This is a genomic window from Halochromatium glycolicum, from assembly GCF_016584085.1.
Classification (GTDB): domain Bacteria; phylum Pseudomonadota; class Gammaproteobacteria; order Chromatiales; family Chromatiaceae; genus Lamprobacter; species Lamprobacter glycolicus.
Window position 1 is genome coordinate 1 of the sequence record NZ_NRSJ01000030.1, and the last position, 20,954, is coordinate 20,954.

At 65.1% G+C, this 20,954-nt stretch carries 23 protein-coding genes and 1 riboswitch; of the genes, 14 read left to right on the forward strand and 9 right to left on the reverse strand.

The window, feature by feature from the left end:
- Positions 1-236 precede the first annotated feature (236 nt).
- The 10 genes from CKO40_RS15325 to CKO40_RS15370 all read left to right on the forward strand — a co-directional run bounded on the left by CKO40_RS15325 (position 237) and on the right by CKO40_RS15370 (position 5,914).
- Complete coding sequence (locus CKO40_RS15325; protein ID WP_200347160.1) at positions 237-461, forward strand: addiction module protein; 225 nt, start codon at positions 237-239, stop codon at positions 459-461.
- Positions 458-751 (forward strand): type II toxin-antitoxin system RelE/ParE family toxin, encoded by a 294-nt coding sequence (locus CKO40_RS25410; RefSeq protein ID WP_200347161.1) that lies wholly within the window; start codon positions 458-460, stop codon positions 749-751. The genes CKO40_RS15325 and CKO40_RS25410 overlap by 4 nt, the downstream gene beginning before the upstream one ends.
- Positions 752-849: 98 nt before the next feature.
- Positions 850-1,098, forward strand: a complete 249-nt coding sequence (locus CKO40_RS15335; RefSeq protein WP_200347162.1) for a type II toxin-antitoxin system RelE family toxin — start codon at positions 850-852, stop codon at positions 1,096-1,098.
- A 3-nt stretch (positions 1,099-1,101) separates the two neighbouring features.
- Positions 1,102-1,290 (forward strand): type II toxin-antitoxin system Phd/YefM family antitoxin, encoded by a 189-nt coding sequence (locus CKO40_RS15340; RefSeq protein ID WP_200347163.1) that lies wholly within the window; start codon positions 1,102-1,104, stop codon positions 1,288-1,290.
- 187 nt (positions 1,291-1,477) lie between these two features.
- Positions 1,478-1,657, forward strand: coding sequence for a hypothetical protein (locus CKO40_RS15345; protein WP_200347164.1), 180 nt, complete (start codon positions 1,478-1,480; stop codon positions 1,655-1,657).
- 114 nt (positions 1,658-1,771) lie between these two features.
- A complete protein-coding gene (gene tnpA / locus CKO40_RS15350) occupies positions 1,772-2,140 on the forward strand; it encodes an IS66 family insertion sequence element accessory protein TnpA (RefSeq protein WP_200347165.1) in 369 nt (122 codons plus the stop codon).
- Positions 2,137-2,490 (forward strand): IS66 family insertion sequence element accessory protein TnpB, encoded by a 354-nt coding sequence (gene tnpB, locus CKO40_RS15355; RefSeq protein WP_200347167.1) that lies wholly within the window; start codon positions 2,137-2,139, stop codon positions 2,488-2,490. The genes tnpA and tnpB overlap by 4 nt, the downstream gene beginning before the upstream one ends.
- 48 nt (positions 2,491-2,538) lie before the next feature.
- Positions 2,539-4,179, forward strand: coding sequence for an IS66 family transposase (gene tnpC / locus CKO40_RS15360; protein WP_200347169.1), 1,641 nt, complete (start codon positions 2,539-2,541; stop codon positions 4,177-4,179).
- Between the two features lie 156 nt (positions 4,180-4,335).
- Positions 4,336-5,262 carry a tetratricopeptide repeat protein gene (locus tag CKO40_RS15365; protein ID WP_200347171.1) on the forward strand — a complete coding sequence of 309 codons (927 nt, stop codon included), beginning with the start codon at positions 4,336-4,338 and terminating at the stop codon, positions 5,260-5,262.
- Between the two features lie 205 nt (positions 5,263-5,467).
- Positions 5,468-5,914 carry a DUF29 domain-containing protein gene (locus CKO40_RS15370; protein WP_200347173.1) on the forward strand — a complete coding sequence of 149 codons (447 nt, stop codon included), beginning with the start codon at positions 5,468-5,470 and terminating at the stop codon, positions 5,912-5,914.
- A gap of 21 nt (positions 5,915-5,935) precedes the next feature.
- Here CKO40_RS15370 and CKO40_RS15375 read toward each other — a convergent pair whose 3' ends face one another.
- The 9 genes from CKO40_RS15375 to CKO40_RS15415 all read right to left on the reverse strand — a co-directional run bounded on the left by CKO40_RS15375 (position 5,936) and on the right by CKO40_RS15415 (position 15,078).
- A complete protein-coding gene (locus CKO40_RS15375; protein ID WP_200347175.1) occupies positions 5,936-6,217 on the reverse strand; it encodes a MoaD/ThiS family protein in 282 nt (93 codons plus the stop codon).
- Between the two features lie 149 nt (positions 6,218-6,366).
- On the reverse strand, positions 6,367-7,644 hold the full coding sequence (locus CKO40_RS15380) for a molybdopterin molybdotransferase MoeA (RefSeq protein WP_200347177.1): 1,278 nt from the start codon (positions 7,642-7,644) through the stop codon (positions 6,367-6,369).
- A gap of 6 nt (positions 7,645-7,650) precedes the next feature.
- Positions 7,651-8,181 carry a molybdenum cofactor biosynthesis protein B gene (moaB, locus tag CKO40_RS15385; protein ID WP_200347179.1) on the reverse strand — a complete coding sequence of 177 codons (531 nt, stop codon included), beginning with the start codon at positions 8,179-8,181 and terminating at the stop codon, positions 7,651-7,653.
- Between the two features lie 396 nt (positions 8,182-8,577).
- Entirely contained in the window at positions 8,578-8,949 is a 372-nt protein-coding gene (locus CKO40_RS15390; protein ID WP_200347181.1) for a diacylglycerol kinase, read from the reverse strand.
- A 199-nt stretch (positions 8,950-9,148) separates the two neighbouring features.
- Positions 9,149-10,633, reverse strand: coding sequence for an aminomethyl-transferring glycine dehydrogenase subunit GcvPB (gcvPB, locus tag CKO40_RS15395; protein ID WP_200347183.1), 1,485 nt, complete (start codon positions 10,631-10,633; stop codon positions 9,149-9,151).
- A gap of 45 nt (positions 10,634-10,678) precedes the next feature.
- Positions 10,679-12,052 (reverse strand): aminomethyl-transferring glycine dehydrogenase subunit GcvPA, encoded by a 1,374-nt coding sequence (gene gcvPA / locus CKO40_RS15400; protein ID WP_200347185.1) that lies wholly within the window; start codon positions 12,050-12,052, stop codon positions 10,679-10,681.
- Positions 12,053-12,236: 184 nt separating this feature from the next.
- The gene (gene gcvH, locus CKO40_RS15405) at positions 12,237-12,626 is read right to left on the reverse strand and encodes a glycine cleavage system protein GcvH (RefSeq protein WP_200347187.1); all 390 of its coding nucleotides are present in this window, start codon (positions 12,624-12,626) and stop codon (positions 12,237-12,239) included.
- Between the two features lie 156 nt (positions 12,627-12,782).
- Complete coding sequence (gcvT, locus tag CKO40_RS15410) at positions 12,783-13,874, reverse strand: glycine cleavage system aminomethyltransferase GcvT (protein WP_200347188.1); 1,092 nt, start codon at positions 13,872-13,874, stop codon at positions 12,783-12,785.
- Positions 13,875-14,089: 215 nt separating this feature from the next.
- Positions 14,090-14,181, reverse strand: a riboswitch (glycine riboswitch).
- A 360-nt stretch (positions 14,182-14,541) separates the two neighbouring features.
- Complete coding sequence (locus CKO40_RS15415; RefSeq protein ID WP_200347189.1) at positions 14,542-15,078, reverse strand: zinc ribbon-containing protein; 537 nt, start codon at positions 15,076-15,078, stop codon at positions 14,542-14,544.
- Between the two features lie 253 nt (positions 15,079-15,331).
- Here CKO40_RS15415 and leuS point away from each other — a divergent pair, with 253 nt between their 5' ends.
- The 4 genes from leuS to CKO40_RS15435 all read left to right on the forward strand — a co-directional run bounded on the left by leuS (position 15,332) and on the right by CKO40_RS15435 (position 20,927).
- On the forward strand, positions 15,332-17,956 hold the full coding sequence (gene leuS / locus CKO40_RS15420; protein ID WP_200347250.1) for a leucine--tRNA ligase: 2,625 nt from the start codon (positions 15,332-15,334) through the stop codon (positions 17,954-17,956).
- A complete protein-coding gene (locus CKO40_RS15425) occupies positions 17,953-18,492 on the forward strand; it encodes an LPS-assembly lipoprotein LptE (protein ID WP_242477084.1) in 540 nt (179 codons plus the stop codon). The genes leuS and CKO40_RS15425 overlap by 4 nt, the downstream gene beginning before the upstream one ends.
- Positions 18,493-18,494: 2 nt before the next feature.
- Positions 18,495-19,553 (forward strand): DNA polymerase III subunit delta, encoded by a 1,059-nt coding sequence (holA, locus tag CKO40_RS15430; protein WP_200347190.1) that lies wholly within the window; start codon positions 18,495-18,497, stop codon positions 19,551-19,553.
- 96 nt (positions 19,554-19,649) lie between these two features.
- Positions 19,650-20,927 carry a glutamate-5-semialdehyde dehydrogenase gene (locus CKO40_RS15435; protein WP_200347191.1) on the forward strand — a complete coding sequence of 426 codons (1,278 nt, stop codon included), beginning with the start codon at positions 19,650-19,652 and terminating at the stop codon, positions 20,925-20,927.
- Positions 20,928-20,954 lie beyond the last annotated feature (27 nt).

A 20,954-nucleotide genomic window follows, 5' to 3' on the forward strand; every position in this document is an offset into this window, starting at 1 on the left:
CCAGACATCCCCTCGCGGGTTTGCCCTTGCCGTCGGCTAGTAGTTCTATTGGTCCAAGAGGACACTACAGGTACTCCTACAGGGGACTTTCACCCCATCAGTTCATGCCCATGCCGGGCGTACACGAGCGCATGCAGCCGACCACAAAAAGCGCCGCTCCTTTCGTCGCTCTGCTTTTTGCGTCGGCTGATGCTTGACGTTAGAGCCACGTAGATACATAACCTCGGTGAACGAATATGAAGCTCACAGAGATTGAGCGTGAAGCTCTGCACCTGTCCGAGGAAGAGAGAGCAGCACTTGCTCAAAAACTTCTGCTAAGTCTTGACTCTCCGTCTGAAAGTGAAGTTTCCGAGGACTGGCTAGCGGAAGCAAACCGGAGGGCACGCGAGTTGGATGAAGGTCTTGTAGAGCCGGTCTCTTCGGAAGAGGTCAGGCGAAAAGCGATGTCCCTCCTGAGATGAGCTATTTCTTTCATCCCGCTGCTGAAGCAGAGTATTTGGAATCTATCGCCTATTATGAGTCAAAACGCCCAGGGCTTGGGGCTACGTATCTGGGTGAGTTCGAAAGAGCAATGGAGGCGATCTGTGAATCTCCGCACAGAAACCCTGTCGAAAGACGCCCTGACGTAAGGCGCATGAGAATGAAACGATTTCCGTTTACAGTTCTGTACCGAGAGAAGGCGAATATCGTACAGGTACTGGCAGTAGCGCACAACCGGCGTCGCCCCCAGTACTGGTTAGGTCGGCTCTAACACACGGGTAAACCCCGAAGCCGGCCACACAGCGGCCGGCTCGGGTTACCCGAAACGTTAGCCAATAAGAAAAAAGCACGACACCACGCGGACCGCATATGAAAGTCGAACTAAAGCCTCAGGCAATAAAGGATCTACGTGGCCTTCAAAAACAAGAAGCCGCGAGAATTGCCAAGAAGCTCGGCGAACTGGAAAACGGGCTGAGCGCAAATATCAAGCGACTCACCGATTTCACACCTGAGTATCGGCTCCGCGTTGGTAACTACGGGGTGCTTTTTGAAGTTGAAGGAGCTACGGTTGTTGTGTATCGCGTGATGCATAGAAAGCACGTTTACGCCAAGAGGTGATCTATGAATCTGCATCCTCAGTTTATAGGGCAGGAAGGTTCTGAAGAGTACGTCGTTCTTCCCATTGAAGAGTTTCGTGCCATCGCCGAAGCTCTCGAAGACTATCAGGATTTGCAGGATCTCCGCAGCGCCAAGGAATCAGAGGGTACAGCGGCTTCGGCTTCGTTGACTGACGTCGTAAATCAACTGTAACTCGGTAAGGGCTAACAAGCGCATACAGCCGACCTCAAAGAGAGCCGCTCGTTCCTCGCTCAGCTTTTTGTGTCGGCTGATGCGTGACGTTGAACTGAATCAATAAACAGTGCCATCGCGCTGGGCATCGAAAGCCGGCACGCTCACCGCAGCACCCAAAAGCAACATCACCGACTAGACTGTCTGCATGGACAGCGACAGGCTCTGCGCCGAGATCCGGCGGGAATTCCCGCCCGACGACCCCGAACCGCAATTCGAGGTCGCCGACATCGTGCGCCTGTACGGTGACGCCTACCGCGCCGAGTACCACCCGAGCTTCGAGCAAGGCCGCGCGCTGCATGCCATCCGGATAAGGATACTGTCATAATGGACGTTTCGGAGATCAAGGATTTCATCGTAAGCGTCCAGCGAAGTGCATCGATGCGCACGGGAAGCCTCCCGGCACCCTATCGCCGTGTTCAATGCAAAGCGAGGGCATGGCATGGCGCGCACGAGCAGACGCACGCTTGAGCAATGGCGCGAGTTGATCCAAGGCTGGCCCGGCAGCGGCCTGACGCAAGCCGAATACTGTGATCGCCACGGCATCTCGGTCAGTAGCTTTCATCGCTGGCGCGAGCGCCTGCGCCAGGAGCCAAACGCGGTTGAGGCGCGGTTGGCGGGCGGCGGCTCGCAACCGCCGCGCCTGCTGCCGGTGCAACTGTCGCAGAGCACTGCGATCCCCCATCGCGAGCCGGCCGCCGCGCTCACGCTGGTCTTCCCCAATGGCCTGCGCCTGGAGATCGGCGCCGACGTCGCGGCACACACCCTGGGCGCCGTCATCGACCTGGTGCAGACGCGCGCCTCGGCATGATCAGCCTCGACGCCCACACCAAGGTCTACCTCGCCGCCGGCGCGACGGATCTGCGCAAGCAGATCGACGGACTCGCCGCGCTGGTGGTCGACGTCCTGCACGAGGACCCCTTCTCCAGCCAGGTGTTTTGCTTCTGCAACCGCGGGCGCGACAAACTCAAGATCCTGTTCGATCACACCAACGGCTTCTGGCTGTGGTACCGGCGCCTGGAACGGCAGCGCTTCGGGTGGCCGCCGGCGGGCACCCCCGGCCCGGTCGCGCTCTCGCTGCGTGAATTGCACTGGCTGCTCGACGGGCTCGATCCGCAGCGCGCGCAGGCCCACAAGCAGGCCCATTTCGACCTGATTTGAGCGTGATAAGTTGCCGTTTTATCAGCGGAATCTGGTACAATAGCGCGCATGCAAGCGGCCGCTGACAGCCTCCCGAATGACCCCGTCCAACTGCAGGGGATCATTCAGCAACTGCGCGATCAACTCGCCGAATCGGAGCAGCAGCGCAGCGACCAAGCCGCCCGCCTTGAGCAGCAGGCCAAGCGCATCGAGCAGCTGCTCGAAACCATCGAGCTGCTGCGGCGCAAGCGCTTCGGCCCCAGTGCCGATCGCGTCCCGGACAACCCGCTCGCGCTCTTCGATGAGACCGAACTCGAAGCGCTGATCGGTGAGCTCGAGGAGGCCCTCGAGCAGGAGACCAAACCGGTACCAAGCGCGGACGATCAGCCGGCCAAGCCCAAGCGCAAACCGGTGCGCCGCCCGCTGCCGAGCCATCTGCCCCGCGTGGAGCGCATCCTTGATCTGCCCGAGGCCGTTAAGGCGGCCATGGGCGAGGACTGGCGCTTCATCGGCTACGAGGTCTCCGAGCAGTTGGCGGTCATCCCACGCCAGTATTACGTCATCGAGTCCAAACGGGCCAAATACGTCCCGGTCCACGATGAGGTGCCCGGCGCCGAGATCGGCGTGAAGCTCGCCCCGCGCCCCGCGCCGCTCATCCCCAAGTCGCTCGCGCACAGCTCACTGCTGGCGCTGATCGTCACCAATAAGTTCGTCGATGCGCTGCCGCTGTATCGCCAGGAGCAGCTGTTCGCGCGCGAGGGCATCGATCTGAGCCGCCAGACCATGGCGGGACTGCTGATCCAGCTGAATGCCCCGCTCGCGCCGGTGGCCGCCGCGCTCAAGGCGCTGCTCACCCAAGGGCCGGTGGTGCAGATCGACGAGACCCCGGTGCAGGTCATGGGCGAGGCGGGGCGCGCGAAGACCCAACAGTCGTTCATGTGGGCCTTCTGCGGCGGGCCGCTCAACAAACCGGTGCGCTGGTTCGAGTACGCCCCGAGCCGCGCCGCCGAGGTGCCGCACCGGGTGTTGTTCCCGCCCGGCGCCGACGAGCCCGCGCCGTTCTACCTGCAATCCGATGGCGACGGTGCCTACCACGTGCTGGCCAACAGTGACGCGATCATCGATCACACCGGCTGTTGGGCGCACGTGCGCAGGAAGTTCGTCGAGGCGGCCAATGGGCGCCATGCCAGTGCCGCGCAGCAGATGGTCGCACTCATCGGCGAGCTCTATGCCGTGGAGCGGCGCCTGCGCACCGCCGAGGCCGAGACCCGCCAGCGCGAGCGGCATACGCACAGCCGTCCCATCCTGATGCGCATCCGCCGCTGGCTCGATCAGGCCGAGGGGCGTGCGGCGCCCAAGAGCCTGCTCGGGCAGGCGATCGCCTATGCGCTCGGGCAGTGGCCGATCCTGATCACCTTCCTCGAGGACGGCCATCTGGAGCTCGACAATAACCGCACCGAGAACGCGATCCGCCCGTTTGGCTTGGCGCGCAAGAACTTCTTGTTCGCCGGCAGCCCGAAGGGCGCCGAGACCAGTGCGCTGCTGTTCAGCTTGGTGGAGACGGCCAAGGCTTGCGGTCTTGAGCCCTGGGCCTACTTGAACCACCTCTTCGAGCACCTACCCGCGGCCAAGACCCCGGAGGCGGTGGCCGCGTTGCTGCCGCACAACCTCAAAATGGACGACCTGAAACAGGAAGGGTCAATCCGGTAGTTGCCCAGACGGTTACGATTTCATCGATTCGCTGCGTGATCAGGTGCAGGCGGCGGCGCTCCGCGTGGATGACCTGCGTGCTCAGCTGCAGGCGGTGCATTCCACCGAAGATGAGGTCGACCGAGCAGGCCGAGCGGCCCTGGGTGGAGGTTGAAGATGAAGATCATCATAACGCTTGCCTTTCTCGTTGCGTCTCTCGCTGGCGGTGCCCATGCGGCGAACGTCGTCGATAAATTCGGTCAGCGGATCCCGGAACAGTTGGACACGCCCGTGACGCAGGCAAGGAAGCAGCGGCTCCCGTACCTGGATGATCTCTACAACATCGATCAGTCAATTGCGACCTTAGAGCAGGTAGTTAACGAAAAAGACGAATACTTTCGAGCCTGGTTCAATCTGGGCCTCGCTTACTGGCAGGCATCGGCTGACAGTGGAAGTCGGTATAGCCAAGCGAAGGATGCCTTCGACAAGGCTATTGCGATACGTGACGCCGAAAAGATTCCCGATATCTCGGTCTTCAACTCGGCCGGTTGGGTGAGCATGCGTGCTGGCGATCATCGTTCGGCCGAGCACTATTTCTTGCGCGGTCTGGAAGACATCGAACAAGGCAGCGACTACACGAAGAAGGCCCTTTACTCCAACCTGGGACGCGTCTACTTTTACACGCAACGATTCGACGAGGCGATCGAGTTCTCTCGGATTGCTGTCGATCGGTTCGGGAACGACGACTCCGCCGCAGAAACGCTGACGTTGGTGCGAAAGACCAGGGATCTGGCGACCATACGCGAGGCATCCCTCCCGCCGTGGGGTGTCGTTTTTGGGGCTGACACGACGCAGAAACTGGCACTTTATGAGACCAATACCTTCTCTAAGAACCATGGCATCGAGGATGTGCGGATCTATCTTCGCGCTGGCAGCTATCGTAGCGTTGCCGAAGCAGACAGCGAGTCTCAAGCACAGGAACTGTTGAAGACCGCCAAGAAGCACCGCGCCGACGCCTACATGGTAAGGATGCTCGATTGGTGTTCGAAGGCGACTGAGAGGAGTGACATTCTGGTGGAGTGCATACAAGCCCATGAGAACTAGCGCTCACTCGGCGGTACGTCTTAGCGAGAAACCTTGGCCGGGTTCGTAGCGCATAGAAACGGAGCCAGGCCCGATTGATTTGCCAACAATCGGATGCAGCCGACCGGCCAAAGTGCTGCAGCGCTTTGACTGTTCCGCTGATCCACAGGTTATCGTGCGAGTGAGTTGGGACAAGGTGCCCCGGTGGCTGGAGTGAGTTTGTGCAATGACTATCGATTACGAGACCGACTTCTATGCCTGGTCGGATGAGCAGGCGAGGCTATTGCGTAGTGGGCGATATGGACAGCTCGACATCGACCATCTCGCGGAGGAGGTCGAGGATTTGGGGAAGCGAGAACGGCGCGCACTGCAGAGTCGGCTTGGCGTCCTGATCGGTCATCTGCTGAAATGGCGCTATCAGGCAGACTGTCCGCATCGCAAATCATGGCGAGCTACGATCAATACGCAGCGCCGTGCGATCCGCCGGCTCCTCGGAGAAAACCCGAGTCTTTCAGCCCAGCTCGATGCATTGATTGAGGAGGCCTACCCAGATGCTGTGGACTTGGCGGTTGGCGAGACGCCGCTGGATTATGATGCCTTTCCTGATGCCTGTCCCTGGGGCGCTGAGCGAATCCTGGGCGATCACTGGCCCGGCGAAGGCCCAGGCGGCTGAGCGTGGCTTGGCTGACGGGCATCAGCCCCCGGTCACTGGCGGAAAGAACGCGAGCTCGTCACCGTCTTTGACTGTCGTCTCCGGGCGGGCCGTGTCCTGGTTGACGGCGGCGAGGATGGGCCGGTCCTCGGCAAAGGCATCGGCCCAGGTGGAGCCACGTTGGGCGAGGTGGGTGCGCACCGCGGCGACGGTCGTGCCGGGGTTTGCGGAGTTCGCATTCGCGGGGAGCTCGCGGAGATCGAGCTCCTCCGCGTCGGAACCCACCGACTCGCGCAGGCTCGCGAAATAGCGCAGCTTGATCATCGGGGCGGTCTCCGCGTCATGGTCTCGATCTGCCCGATGTGATTCTCGCGAGCAGTCCGGCGTTGCGTCGGTATGCAGCCGCAACCCGCAACGCGGCAGCGGCCCGCGATTCTGAGCTCAACGGACTGTCCGCCGGAACTGCCATCGCCTCAACCGAGCAGCTCGCTGAGCGGGATGAAGTCGACCCGGTCGCCTTCCCGGATCGGCTCTCCCTCTGGGATGATCGCGAGGCCGTTGGCCCAGGTCAGCGAGCTGAGCGCGGCGGATGAGGTGCTGCGGAAGACCTCGACGAGCGTCTGACCGTCGGCATCGATGCTCAGCCGCGCGCGCTGATAGTCGCGGCGTTTGACCGGCTTGCTGAGGCTGAAGCCGGCGCGCGCCGGGAGCGCTTGCGGCAGGCCGGCATCGCGCATACCCTGCAGGCGCTGGATGAAGGGGCGGGCGAAGAGCCCGAAGGTCACGAACAGCGAGACTGGGTTGCCGGGGCTGCCGATGAACGGCGTCTCGCCGATGCGCCCGAACGCGAACGGCTTGCCCGGTCGCATCGCGACGCGCCAGAGGTCGAGGCTGCCGAGGCGCTCGACGGCCGGGCGGATATGATCCTCCTCGCCGACCGAGACGCCGCCGCTCGCGAGGACCAGGTCGGACTGTCCGGCGGCGTCGCGCAATGCCGCGACTGTGGCCTCGCGGTCGTCGGCGACGATGCCGAGGTCGATGACCTCGCAGCCGAGCGCCTGCAGCAGTGCGCGGAACAGGAAGCGGTTGGAGTTGTAGATCTGGCCTGGGCCGAGCGCCGTCCCCGGCATCACCAGCTCGTCGCCGGTCGCGAGGATCGCGACCTTGAGGCGCCGGTGGACGCGCAGCTCGGCGGCGCCGACACCGGCGGCCATCCCGAGATGCTGCGGCCCGAGCCGGGTGCCGGCGGCGAGGACCTCGGTGCCGGCCGTGAGCTCCTCGCCGCGCCGGCGGATGTTCGCGCCCGGTGTGATCTCGGCGCTGACGCGCACGGCGTCATCCTCCGGCTCGCAGACCTCCTGGACGACCACGGTATCGGCGCCCTCCGGCACCGGTGCGCCGGTGAAGATGCGCGCGGCGGTTCCGGGCGCGAGCGGCGTGCCGCACTGGCCGGCCGGGATGCGCTGGCTGACCGGCAAGCGGCCGCCGTGGGCGGCGAGATCGTCGGCGCGCAGCGCATAGCCGTCCATCGCGCTATTGTCCCAATACGGTAGGTCGACGCCGCTCACGACGGGCTCGGCGAGGACGCGCCCGAGGCAGTCGGCGGTCGGCAGCGCTTCGGTTTCGTCGACGGGTCGCGCGTATCCGAGCAAGCGCTCAAGCGCCTGCTCGACGGTCAACGGTTTGTCCTGAGCAGCGGGTGTGCTCCCGCCGGCCGGCTCGGGCTCGCAGGAATTCGACGGCTCTGCCATCGGTGCTTACTGCTCGTTGAAGCGCGCGATCAGCTGCGCGAAGTTGCAGGGGCGGGTGCGGCTGTCGAGCTGCGGCCCCAGGATCTGATCCCAGGCCGTGCGGCAGGCGCCGGTCGAGCCGGGGAGGCAGAAGAGCAGGGTGCCGTTGGCGATGCCGGCGATCGCGCGCGACTGCACCGTCGACGCGCCGATCTCCTGAAACGAGATCTGCCGGAACAGCTCGCCGAAGCCCTCGATGGTCTTGTCGAACAGCGGCGCGATGGCCTCCGGGGTGCTGTCGCGGCCGGTGATCCCGGTGCCGCCGGTGCTGAGCACGACGCGGACATCGGGGTCGGCGATCCAGCGCGAGAACAACGCGCGCAGCTGGTAGACGTCATCCTTGCAGATGACCTGCTCGACCAGCGTATGGCCGGCGGATTCGAGCTTGTCGCGCAGCAGGCTGCCTGAGGTGTCGTTGACCTCGGTGCGGCTGTCCGAGACCGTGGTCACCGCGATCGGCAGCGGCATGAATGGGGCGTCGTCAGGGGTTCGGCTCATCAGGTTCAGATCCGATTCAATCGTCGGTTCCCAATGATATGGTCAGTCTTGGACCTCGCTGCAACCCTTGAAGAGAGGGCGAGAGCAGTCTTTAGGCGATTTCTGTCAAGGCTCATACCGCCTTGCTGGTCTTTTCGCTCGCCTTCTTCGTCGCGCCGCCGGTCACATAGCCCGGCTATGCTCCCGGCGACGCTCCTCGAAGGCAAACGACAATCCTGCGCAATTCGGTACGAGCTTTTCCGGCAATCGCCTTAGCGGTCTGGTGAGGGTTCGGCGATCCAGTTTCGGCAGGCTGATTTTGGGCACACGGAATTGCCGATCCGTATCGACCCCGTCCAGTCGAGGTTGCGGAAGGGCATTCCTGAAGATCGGGTGTCGCAGCAGCGTTGTGTGGATCTACACCCAGCGCGGGATCAGGATCAAGCCCCAGATCACGGCGGCGAAGGTGATGCTCATGAAGACCGCGGCAGAGGCGATATCCTTGGCGCGAGCCGACAACTCATTGCGCTCGAGGCCGACGCGATCGACATTGGCCTCGATCGCCGAGTTGAGCAGCTCAACGACCGGGACCAGCAGCAGGCTGCCGACCAGCAGCGCCCGCTCGACCGGGGAGGTGCCCAACCAGAGGCCGAGGGGGATCAGCGGGATGAGCGCGAGAACCTCCTGGCGAAACGCCTCCTCGAGCTCATAACAGGCCTTGAAGCCCTTCATCGAGTAGCCGAACGCATAGATGATGCGGCGCCATCCCTTGACGTTGTAGTTGGCCATGACGGTCCTTGTTCCTCTGTGCTGAGTCGGTTGTGCGCGAATCCGGGCGGCCGGATGATCGGGGCGAGCGAATCCGGGCGAGCGAATCCGGGCGAGCGAATCCGGGCGAGCGAATCCGGGCGAGCGAATCCGGGCGAGCGAATCCGGGCGAGCTAATCTGGGCGAACTAATCGGGGCGGAGGGGGCTCGACAGACTCGCTCAGGCCCCCTGGCTTGTCGGTTGGCTTGCCGGTTGGCTTGCTGGTTTCCAGGCAACGTCGAGCTGGCGCGCTGCCCGGACGTCATCGAGCCGCCGCAACGGCAGCGTATAGGGCGCCCCTTTGACCTTCTCCGGCGTCTCCTCGGCCTCTTTGCGAATCTGCGTCATCGCCTCGACGAAGCCGTCGAGCGCCTCCTTGGGCTCGGTCTCGGTCGGCTCGATCAGCAGGCACTCGGGCACGAGCAGCGGGAAATAGGTGGTCGGCGCGTGGTAGCCGAAGTCGAGCAGACGCTTAGCGAAGTCCATCGCGTTGACGCCGTAGGTCTTCGCCTCCTGCTTCAGCGTGATGATGAACTCATGGCTGGCACGCCGCTCCGGATAGGCGGCTTGGAAGCCGGCCTCCTGCAGCCGCTTGAGCAGGTAGTTCGCGTTCAGGGTCGCGAACTCCGAGACCCGGCGCATCCCTTCGGCGCCGAGCATCCGGGCATAGATGTAGGCGCGCAGCAGGATGCCCATGTTGCCGCCGAACGCGGTCATCCGGCCGATGGTCTCGGGGCGGTCGTCCTCGTCCAGCCAGCGGTAGCTGTCGCCGTCCTGCTCGACCAACGGGATCGGCAGGTAGGGTTCGAGACGCTTCGAGACGCCGACCGGTCCGGCCCCGGGCCCGCCGCCGCCGTGTGGCGTCGAGAAGGTCTTGTGCAGGTTCATGTGGATGACGTCGAAGCCCATGTCACCCGGACGGACCTTGCCGAGGATCGCGTTCAGGTTGGCGCCGTCGTAGTAGAGCAGGCCGCCGGCCTCGTGTACGGTCTCAGCGATCGCCTGGATGTTGCGGTCGAAGACGCCCACCGTGCTCGGGTTGGTGAGCATGATGCCGGCGGTCTGCGGTCCGACCGCGTCGCGCAGCGCCGCGATATCGACGTCGCCATTGCTGCCGGTCGGGGCCTCGCGGACCTTGAACCCGGCCATGATCGCCGACGCCGGGTTGGTGCCGTGTGCAGCATCCGGGACCAGGATCTCGCGGCGCTCGTGGTCGCCGCGCGCATCGTGGTAGGCGCGGATCATCATCACGCCGGCCAGCTCGCCCTGGGCGCCAGCGGCCGGCGCCAGCGAGACCGCGTGCATCCCGGTGACGATCTTCAGCATGTCCTGAAGCTCGTACAGGCAGGCCATGATGCCTTGGCTGTGGCTCTCCGGTGCTGCCGGATGGCGCGCCAGGAAGCCCGGCAGCGAGGCCAGGCTGTTACAGGCGCGCGGGTTGTACTTCATCGTGCACGAGCCGAGCGGATAGAAGTTGGTGTCGATCGAGAAGTTCTGCTGCGACAGGCGGGTGTAGTGACGCACCGCCTGCAGCTCCGAGACCTCGGGCAGTGCGGCGCGCTGCTTGCGGCGCAGTGCTGTTGGGAGGTCGCTGCTGTCGGCGGTCGTGAGCGGCGCCTGCGCGGTCGCGCGGCGGCCGGGACGAGATTGTTCGTGGATCAGCATGGCGGGGTCCTGTGCGGCGGGGAGGGTGGCTGAGAGAGGGCTGTCTCAGGCGGCGTCTGCGATCGCCAGTGCGCGCGCCATCGCCTCGCGGTAGGCGGCGATATCGGCATCGGTGCGCAGCTCGGTCGCGCAGACCAGCAGTGCCGGATCGAGCTCGGGATACTCGCGGCCGAGGTCGAAGCCGCCGAGGATGTCGTTGGCGGCCAGATCGCTGAGGATATTCGCGGCGGGCGCCGGCAGTCGCAGCGCCCGCTCATGGAAGGCCGGGGCATCGAACAGGGGCTCGACGCCGTTGATCTCGCACAGCGAGTCGGCCAACCGGCTGGTATTAGCGTGACAGGCGGCGGCGACGCGCTCCAGCCCTTCGGCGCCGAGGATCGACATGTGGATGGTCGCGGCCGTGACCAACAGCCCCTGATTGGTGCAGATGTTCGATGTCGCCTTGGAACGCCGGATATGCTGCTCGCGCGCCTGCAGCGTCAGCGTGTAGCCGACCTTGCCGTCGGCGTCCAAGGTCTTGCCGGCGATACGTCCCGGCAGCTGACGGATCTGGGCCTGTGTACAGCACAGGAAGCCGAGATAGGGGCCGCCTGAGGCGAGCGGCATCCCGAGCGGCTGGCCTTCGCCACAGGCGATGTCTGCGCCTTCGCTACCCCAGTCGCCAGGCGGCGACAGCAACGCGAGCGCAACCGGATTGACCACGCCGATCACCAGCGCGTCTCGGGCATGCGCCCAGTCGGTCAAGGCGTCGACGTCCTCGAGCACGCCGAAGAAGTTGGGCTGCGGGATCACTAGGGCCGCGAACGGCTCATCGCCGGCGGCCTCGCAATCGGCGACTCGGGTCTGGCCGGTGCGGTGGTCGAAGTCGACCTCGACCAGCTCGATGCCCTGATGCCTGACGATGCTGCGCACGGTCCGCCGATAGAACGGGTGCACGCTGCGCGGCATCAGCACGCGCGCGTTCTTGACCTTGCGGTTCGCACGTACCGCCATCAGCACCGCCTCGGCCAGCGCCGAGGCGCCGTCGTAGAGCGATGCGTTGGAGACATCGAGCCCGGTCAGCGCGGTCATCATCGACTGAAACTCATAGAGCACCTGCAATGTGCCCTGACTGGCCTCGGCCTGGTAGGGCGTGTAGGCGCTATAGAATTCCCCGCGCGTGGTGATCTGCCACACGGCGGCCGGGATATGGTGATCATAGGCGCCGGCCCCGATGAAGCAGAGCGCTTGCCCGTCCTCCCGGGCGCGTGCTTGGAGGAGCTGCGCGACCTCCATCTCGCTGAGTCCGTCCGGGATGCCCTCGAGCCCTTTGGCCCGGAGCTCGGTTGGGATCTCGTCGAAGAGATCATCGATGCGCTCGACACCGATGGCGTCGAGCATGCCGGCGATGTCGTCGTCGGTGTGCGGGATGAAGGGCATGGTATTGGGTCCGTGCTGTTGCAGGTTGCCCGCAGCGACGGGCAGAAAAGCCTCAGGGCGGCGCGATCGGCGCCGCTTGAGCTGAGATTGATTGGCGCGGCGGCTTAGTGGCTGTCCATTTTCTACTTCCCGATGATCGCCCAGCGCTGGCCCGTAAATCGGGAAGAAGTTGATGGACAGCTTCTTAGCCTTCGTCGGCGAGCACCTGCTCGTAGGCGCCGGCATCGAGTAGGTTGTCGAGCTCGGAGGGGTCGGACAGCTTGAGCTGGTAGATCCAACCCTCGCCGTAGGCGTCCTCGTTGATGGTCTCAGGCGCACCGTCGAGCGCCTCGTTGGCGGCGGTCACCTCGCCCCCGACAGGGCTGTAGATGTCGGAGGCGGCCTTGACCGATTCCACCACCGCGCAGGCATCCTTGGCCGCGAGCTGCTTGCCGACCTCCGGGAGCTCGACGAACACCAGGTCTCCTAGCGCGTCCTGGGCATGGTCGGTGATGCCGACGGTGACGGTTCCGTCGCCGTTGTCCTTCACCCATTCGTGCGATTCGGTGTATTTGAGCTCGGTTGGGATGGTCATCGAAGGCCTCCTGAGTTGACGCGTTCAGTCGACGCACTGGTCGTTTGCGATGCGGCTCGGAGCCATCGCAGCTCGAGCCAGTTGGGTGTGGGTTGTGACAGCGATGCCGTGAAAGGGTGCTGACGAGCGGTGCGGGGTGCCGGCGCGGTGGGCGCGTCAAAGCGTGATCTGCGCTGCCCCATTGCGCACGAAAGGTGGCTTGACCACGCGCGCCGGCACCGCCTTGCCGCGGATCTCGACCGCGCAGTCATCGCCGACCGCGGGCTCGATGCGCGCGAGCGCGATGCTGCGCTGCAGCGTCGGCGAGAATCCACCGGAGGTCACCTCGCCCATGGCTCGTCCCTCGACGACGACCGGCTGGTGGCTCCTGAGGACGCCGCGGCCGGTCAGCAACAGGCCGACGAAACGCTGCAGGTCGCCGCGCTCGCGCTGGGCCTCGAGCGCGGCGCGACCGATGAAATCGCGCTCCTTCGGATCGAACGCGACCGTCCAGCCGAGACCGGACTCGAGTGGCCCGATCTCCTCTGTCATGTCTTGGCCGTAGAGGTTCATTCCGGCCTCCAGACGCAGGGTGTCGCGCGCGCCAAGCCCGCAGGGGGTGACGCCGGCGTCAAGCAGGGCAGTCCAGAAGGTGGCAGCCTGCCCGGCCGGCAGCATGATCTCGAAGCCGTCCTCGCCGGTGTAGCCGGTCCGACCGACGAACCAATGATCGTCCTCGGCGGCGAAGAACGGCTTCAGCGCCATCGCAGGCTCGCGCAGCGCGGGCGGAAGCAACGGCTCGGCCTTCGTCCGCGCATCGGGGCCCTGTACGGCGAGCATCGCCAGGTCCTGCCGGGGGGGCAGTGAGACCTCGAAGCCCTGCGCCTGCTCCTGCATCCAGGCGATGTCCTTCTCGGCGGTGGCGGCATTGACGACGGCGCGATACCGCTCCGGACCGCGGTAGTAGCAGATGAGGTCGTCGATGACCCCGCCCTCGGGGTTCAGCATGCAGCTGTAGAGGGCCTTGCCGGGTTGTTTGAGCTTGGCGACGTCGTTGGCGAGCAGTCGGCGCAGAAAGGGGAGAGCATCGGCGCCCTCGATATCGACCGGACGCATGTGGGAGACATCGAAGACACCGCTGTGCTCGCGCACGGCATGGTGCTCGTCGATCTGCGATCCATAATGCAGCGGCATGTCCCAGCCGCCGAAGGGGACGATCCGAGCGCCTAAACGCTCATGCTCGGCAAAGAGGGGTGTTCTGGAACCCATGCGGCACTCCGGTTGGCGGCCGCTGTAATGCTTTGACGGCGCGCGTTAAGACAAACAGGCAAGCGCGTCAGCCGTTGCTGATCGCGCCGCCCCTCTGTCCTGAACCTGAGAGTTTGCGTCGAGGGCCAAGCTGCTCCGCGGCTCGCGGAGGGGATTGGTCTTACGAGCGCTGCCCCGTCGGTGGACCGCTGTTGCGGCCGCTCTCCAGAGTCGGTGTCGGTCCCGCAGTCCTTTTGCCTGAGCGATTCCGGGCGGTGTTGCGCCTTCGGCGCTGGTCCTGAAGACCAGTCTCTCCCACGGGACTCTAACCTGAAGACATTACTATAACTGCACTAAGGCCCAGTTCCAAGGTCGTTTCGTCAAACGTCTCTTCCATTCGCGAGCACTGAAATCCACTCGGAAGCCTCCTGTTGCGCACAACGCATCTGTGGAAGGCGGAGATCTACCTTCCAGGCAATGAAGGTGGCGTTGAAGGCCCTGTCGCTGCCTTCGGGGCCATAATATCGCCACCCGCCCTGGTTCCCGGACAGACTGAGCCCATCGGTGCTGACTGTTCCGGCGCTTTCTGTCCGGCGATCAGGCGGAATGGCTATACTCAACGCCCCGAAACGGCGTCTTGTTTGCGTTCCTTGGGCTACGCTTGGGCTACGCTTGGGTTACGCTTAGTTTACTCTTGGGCTGTCTTGCTGGCCGGTATCCGGCGAAAGCTGAGACCGCCGCATTCGGCACAGGCCGGAATCCGCCCGGCGCGGGTGAAGCGGGTCTCGGCCCCGCAGCGATCGCAGACGAGTGTGCCGGGACCGGTGATCTGGCCGGCCTGATAGAGTGACGCCTGGCGGGCTCGCTCCGACCACTGCTCCAACTGCAGGCGGGTCTGATCGGCGACGCTGGTGAAGGCATCGAGGATGCGCTGCTCGATCAATTCCAGGTCGAATCGCCACCAGGCGCGTAGGTCCTCGCCGGTCTCGGCGAGATAGTGGGCAGCGTCTTCGATGTCGCGCTCGACGTAGTCGGCGATCTTATGGGCTTCCTCGCGGGTCAATTCACCGAGCTCGACCATGTGGTCGCGGGCCTTATCGATCATCGCGCGCAGTTTGGGGGTCGCCTCCTCGGCATCGTTCACCGCATCGCGTGCGTGCTCGAGCATCTGTTCGTAGGCTTGGACCAGTCGGTCCTCGGACGCGGGTTTCTGTTCTCTCTTCATGCTCGGTCTTCCTGGCTGTTGGGTCTCGGTAGCAACCCGAGGCCCCTCGATCTGGCCCGCTGACCCGTATCGGGCGGTTCAGCACTGAGGCGGCGGCCGCGAGCCTGTCTCCACTCTAGATTCTGGCCCATGCGCCCAAAAGCGCAAGCGCGCGCCGCGGTGCGGTTCGCGGCCAGATACGGGCTTGCGTTATCCTGAGCGCCTGTCGCTCCAGCCCCTTTATCGCTTCACCCACCTGAGCAGCCCGTTCACCATGCAGACCGAGTACGAGCCGCACGCCATCGAGACCGCGGCGCAGCGCCACTGGGACGAGACCCAGGCCTTCAAGGCCGTCGAGGACCCGTCCCGCGAGAAGTTCTATTGCCTGTCGATGTTCCCGTACCCGTCCGGGCGCTTGCACATGGGCCATGTGCGCAACTACACGATCGGCGATGTGATCGCGCGTCACCAGCGCATGCTCGGCAAGAACGTGCTGCAGCCGATGGGCTGGGATGCGTTCGGGCTGCCGGCCGAGAACGCCGCGATCAAGCATGGGATTCCGCCGTCGCGCTGGACGCGCGAGAACATCGCGGCGATGAAGGGGCAGCTGAAGCGCCTCGGCTTCGGCTACGACTGGGAGCGCGAGCTGGCGACCTGCGATCCGGACTACTACCGCTGGGAGCAGTGGCTGTTCACCCGGCTGATGGAGAAGGGGCTGGCCTATCAGGCCACCGCGACGGTGAACTGGGACCCGGTCGATCAGACCGTGCTCGCCAACGAGCAGGTGATCGACGGCCGCGGCTGGCGCTCCGGGGCCTTGGTCGAGAAGCGCGAGATCGAGCAGTGGTCGATCCGGATCACCGATTATGCGCAGGAGCTGCTCGATGCGATCGACCAGCTCGACGGCTGGCCGGAGCGGGTGCGGGCGATGCAGCGCAACTGGATCGGCCGCTCCGAGGGTGTGCTGATGCGCTTCGGCCTCGTCGGCGCCGAGGAATCGCTCGAGGTCTTCACCACCCGGCCCGACACCCTGATGGGGGTGACCTATGTCGCCGTCGCCGCCGAGCATCCGCTGGCGCAGCGGGCCGCAGCCGATGATCCCGAGCTCGCCGCCTTCATCGACGACTGCCGGCAAGGCGGTACCTCCGAGGCCGAGCTCGAGACCATGGAGAAGAAGGGCTATGCGCTCGGCATCGATGCCGCGCACCCGGTCACCGGCGAGCCGGTGCCGATCTATGCGGCCAACTTCGTGCTCATGGGCTATGGCACCGGAGCGGTGATGGCGGTGCCGGCGCACGATCAGCGCGACTGGGAATTCGCCGAGCGCCACGGCATCCCGAAGCGGCAGGTGATCGTCAGCGCCGATGACAGCCCCTGCGGGATCGACGAGCAGGCGTTCACCGAGAAGGGCGTGCTGCGCGACTCCGGCCCCTTCGATGGGCTGACCTCGGAGCAGGCGTTCGAGGCGATCGCCGACTGGCTGGCCGAGCGCGGGGTTGGCGAGCGCCAGGTCAACTTCCGATTGCGCGACTGGGGCGTCTCGCGCCAGCGCTACTGGGGCTGCCCGATCCCGGTCGTGCGCGCGGCCGATGGCACCGTGCGCCCAGAGACCGAGCTGCCGGTGCGCCTGCCCGAGGAGGTGGTCGTCGACGGCTCCGGCTCGCCATTGAAGCAGATGCCGGAGTTCTCCGCGCTGGCGAACGGCGAGACCCGCGAGACCGACACCTTCGATACCTTCGTCGAGTCGAGCTGGTACTACGCCCGCTACTGCTCGCCGGACTGCGAGACGGCGATGCTCGATGAGCGCGCCAAGTACTGGCTGCCGGTCGATCAGTACGTCGGCGGCATCGAGCACGCGGTCCTGCATCTACTCTACGCGCGCTTCTTCCACAAATTGCTGCGCGACGAAGGGTTGGTCGACTGCGATGAGCCGTTCGCGAGCCTGCTGACCCAGGGCATGGTGGTCGCCGAGACCTGGTACCGCGAGGACACCGAGGGCCGCCGCGAGTGGTTCAATCCGGCCGACGTCGAGGTCAGCCGCGACGACAAGGGCAAGGTCGTCGGCGCGGTGCTGCGCGGCGACGGCGAGCCGGTGCGCTTCGGCGGCATCGAGAAGATGTCGAAGTCGAAGAACAACGGCGTCGACCCGGAGGCGATGATCGCGCGCTACGGGGCCGACACCGTGCGCCTCTACATGATGTTCACCGCGCCGCCGGATCAATCGCTCGAGTGGAACGATGAGGGCGTCGAGGGTGCCTATCGGTTCCTCAAACGGCTCTGGAACCTGGCCGTCACGCATGCCGAGGCGCTGCGCGCGTCCGGGGCGTCTGCGGGTTCTGGTGAGGGGCTCGGCGAGGGTCAGGCCGAGGGGCCGAGTGAAGGGCTGGGCGAAGGTCTGGGCGAAGCCGAGGCCGAGGCCGAGGCTCGGCGCGAGGTCCATGCCGCGTTGAAGAAGGCGCTGTTCGATTATGAGCGGCAGCAGTTCAATACCGTGGTCTCGGCCTGCATGACCATCGTCAACACGGTCTCGCGCCTTGGCGATGAGCCGCCGGCGCAGACGGTGCGCCGCGAGGGCCTGAGCATCGCATTGCGGCTGCTGGCGCCGATCGCACCCCATGTGACCCATCACCTGTGGCGCGCGCTCGGGCTCGGCGAGGATATCCTGGCCGCGCCTTGGCCGGCCGTCGATGAGTCGGCGCTGACGCAGGAGCAGATCACCTACGTCGTCCAGGTGAACGGCAAGGTGCGCGGCAAGATCGCCGTTCCGGCCGACGCCGAGCGTGATGCGGTCGAGGCCGCGGCGCTCGCCAACGAGAACGCACAGCGCTTCATCGGCGAGGCGAGCGTGCGCAAGGTGATCGTGGTGGCGAACAAACTGGTGAACATCGTCGCAAAATGAGCGCTTGCGGCGAGACCTCATCGGGACAGTGCTGGCAGCCGCTGATGCATCGGGTACTGATCGGCCTGTTGCTGGGCACACTCGCTGGCTGCGGATTCCAGTTGCGCGGGGCGGTTTCGGTCCCAGAGGGACTGGAACCGATCCATCTGCAGGCGGGTGGCCTGATCAGGCAGGCGCTCGATGACCGGCTCGAGGCGAGCGGGGTGCAGCTCACGGCCAGCCCACAGGATGCCGGATTGGTCCTGCGCATCCTCGATCAGTCGCGCAGCTCGCGTGTCGTCGCGGTCGATCGTGCCGGTAAGGCGCTCGCTTTCGCGCTGGAATACCGAATCCGCTTCGATGCGGTCGACGCGACCGGCGAGCGCCTGATTGCCCCGCGCGCGCTGAAGCTCGAGCGAACCTTCGACGACAATCCTAACGTGGCCGTGCTCGGTAAGCAGCTGGAGTCCGAGATCATCTATCGAGACCTGGCGGCCGATGCCGCTGATCAGGTGCTGCTGAGTCTCCGCGCCGGCCTTGCCGCATTGGGTTCCTAGCAGTGCCGCTCCCGCCGCAGCAGCTTCCGCAGCGACTGACGCGCGAGCTGGCTCCGGTCTATTTGATCGCCGGCAGCGAGCCGCTTCAGCTCAATGAGGCCGCCGATGCCGTGCGTTCGGCCGCTCGGAAGCGGGGGTTCAATGAGCGCGAGGTGCTCGAGACGGGCCCCGACTTCGATTGGGGCTCGCTCGCTGGTGCGATGGGGTCACTGTCGTTGTTCGCCGAGCGTCGGCTGATCGAGCTGCGTGTCGGGACTCCGAAATCCGGTACCAAAGGGGACGGCGTTGGTCGCGAAGGCGCGGATGCGATCCGCCGGTGTTGCGAGCAGCCGAGCGATGACGTGCTGTTGCTCATCCTTGGGCCCAATCTCGATTGGAAGGGCCTGAAGGCGAAGTGGGTGCAACGGATCGAGCAGATTGGCGTGGTCGTGCAGGTGCGTGAGCTGCAGGGGCGCCAGCTGAGCCAATGGCTTGCCGAACGTTTGCGGCGGGCAGGTTTTACACCGACGGCCGAGGCCGTTGCGCTCTTGAGCGAGCGGGTCGAAGGCAATCTCCTGGCCGCTGACCAAGAGATCAGCAAGCTCCGGCTGGCCCTCGAGCCTGGACCGCTGGATGCGGATGGCCTGATGGCGGCCGTCTCCGACAGTGCGCGCTATGGGGTGTTCGACCTCGCTGACGCAGCTGTTGCCGGCGACCGGGCGCGCGTGGCCCGGGTGCTCGCCGGGCTGCGGGCAGAGGGCACGGCTGAGCCGCTGGTGTTGTGGGCCTTGGCGCGGGAGGTCCGCAAGCTCGCCGCGGTCGCCTTTGCCCGCGCCAGGCAGCAACCCCTGGGGCCAATACTGAAGGCACACCAGGTCTGGGAGTCGCGACGACAAACGACGCTCGCCGCAGCCGATCGGATTGGTCTTGCAGCCCTTTGGGATCTGGTGATGCGCTGCGCTGACGCCGATGAGGCGATCAAAGGGCGCGTCGACGCCAACCCATGGCAGTTGCTCGAGGGGATTGCCGAGGGGCTGGCCGCGCCCGGGTCGGCGCGCCCGCGCATCGATCGGATCGCCTGAAATGGGCACAGAATTGGCGCTGATCAGCGCAATGAAGATTGCTAGACTACTGGGTTTTGCGCGTCGCTGCGCACCTCATTCGTCTCTTGAAGAACCATGAAAACCGAGACCAAGATCACAAACGTGGCCGCGTACGTCGCAGAGGTTGGGCGCCGGGCGCGTTTTGCCTCCCGAGCCATGGCGCGGGCTGAGACGCGTGCGAAGAATCGTGCTTTGGCCGAGATCGCGGCCGATCTCGACGCTCAACGCGAAACGCTGGCGGCGGCGAACGCCGCCGACCTCGAGGCCGGGGCGGCGAAGGGGCTCGATGCCGCGCTGCTCGATCGGCTCGAGCTGACACCGGCGCGTATCGACGCGATGATCGCCGGGTTGGAACAGATTGCCGCCCTATCGGACCCAGTCGGTGCGACCAGCCAGCTCGATTATCGCCCGTCCGGGATTCAGGTTGGGCGCATGCGGGTGCCGCTCGGGGTGGTCGGCATCATCTACGAGTCGCGCCCGAACGTGACCGCCGACGCGGCGGCCCTCTGCCTCAAGGCCGGTAACGCGACCGTGCTCCGCGGCGGCTCCGAGGCGTTCCAGTCCAATCAGACGATCGCGGCGAGCATCCATCGCGGGCTGCAGGCGGCGGGCCTTCCGGCCGATGGCGTCCAGGTGTTGGCGACCACGGACCGGGCTGCGGTCGGCGCAATGATCAGCCATCCTGAACATCTCGACGTGATCATCCCCCGGGGCGGTAAGGGGTTGATCGAGCGCATCAGCCGCGACGCCCGGGTGCCGGTGATCAAGCATCTGGACGGTGTCTGCCACGTCTATATCGACGATAAGGCCGATCCAGACAAGGCGGTAGCGATTGCGGTCAATGCCAAGACGCAGCGCTACGGGACCTGCAACACGATGGAGACCCTATTGGTGGCGGAGTCCGTTGCCCGGCCGCTGTTGTCACGGATCGGTGCCGCCTTGGGCGCTAAGGGCGTCGAGATCCGCGGCTGCGAGCGCACGCGCGAGATCCTGGCCGATGCGCGTCCGGCAACTGATGCCGATTGGGGGACCGAATACCTGGCTCCGATCCTGTCGGTTCGGGTCGTCTCCGGGATGGATACTGCGATCGATCATATCGAGGCGCACGGCTCGCGCCATACCGACAGCATCGTCACCGAGGATTACAGCCGCGCGCGGCGGTTCCTGCGCGAGGTCGATTCGAGCTCAGTGATGGTCAATGCGTCGACTCGGTTCGCCGATGGCTTCGAGTACGGCCTCGGTGCCGAGATCGGGATCAGCACCGACAAGTTTCATGCGCGGGGTCCGGTTGGACTCGAGGGCTTGACATCGCAGAAGTTCATCGTGCTCGGTGAGGGTCAGATTCGGGAATAGGGCGCTCGCGGAAACAGACCTAGACGG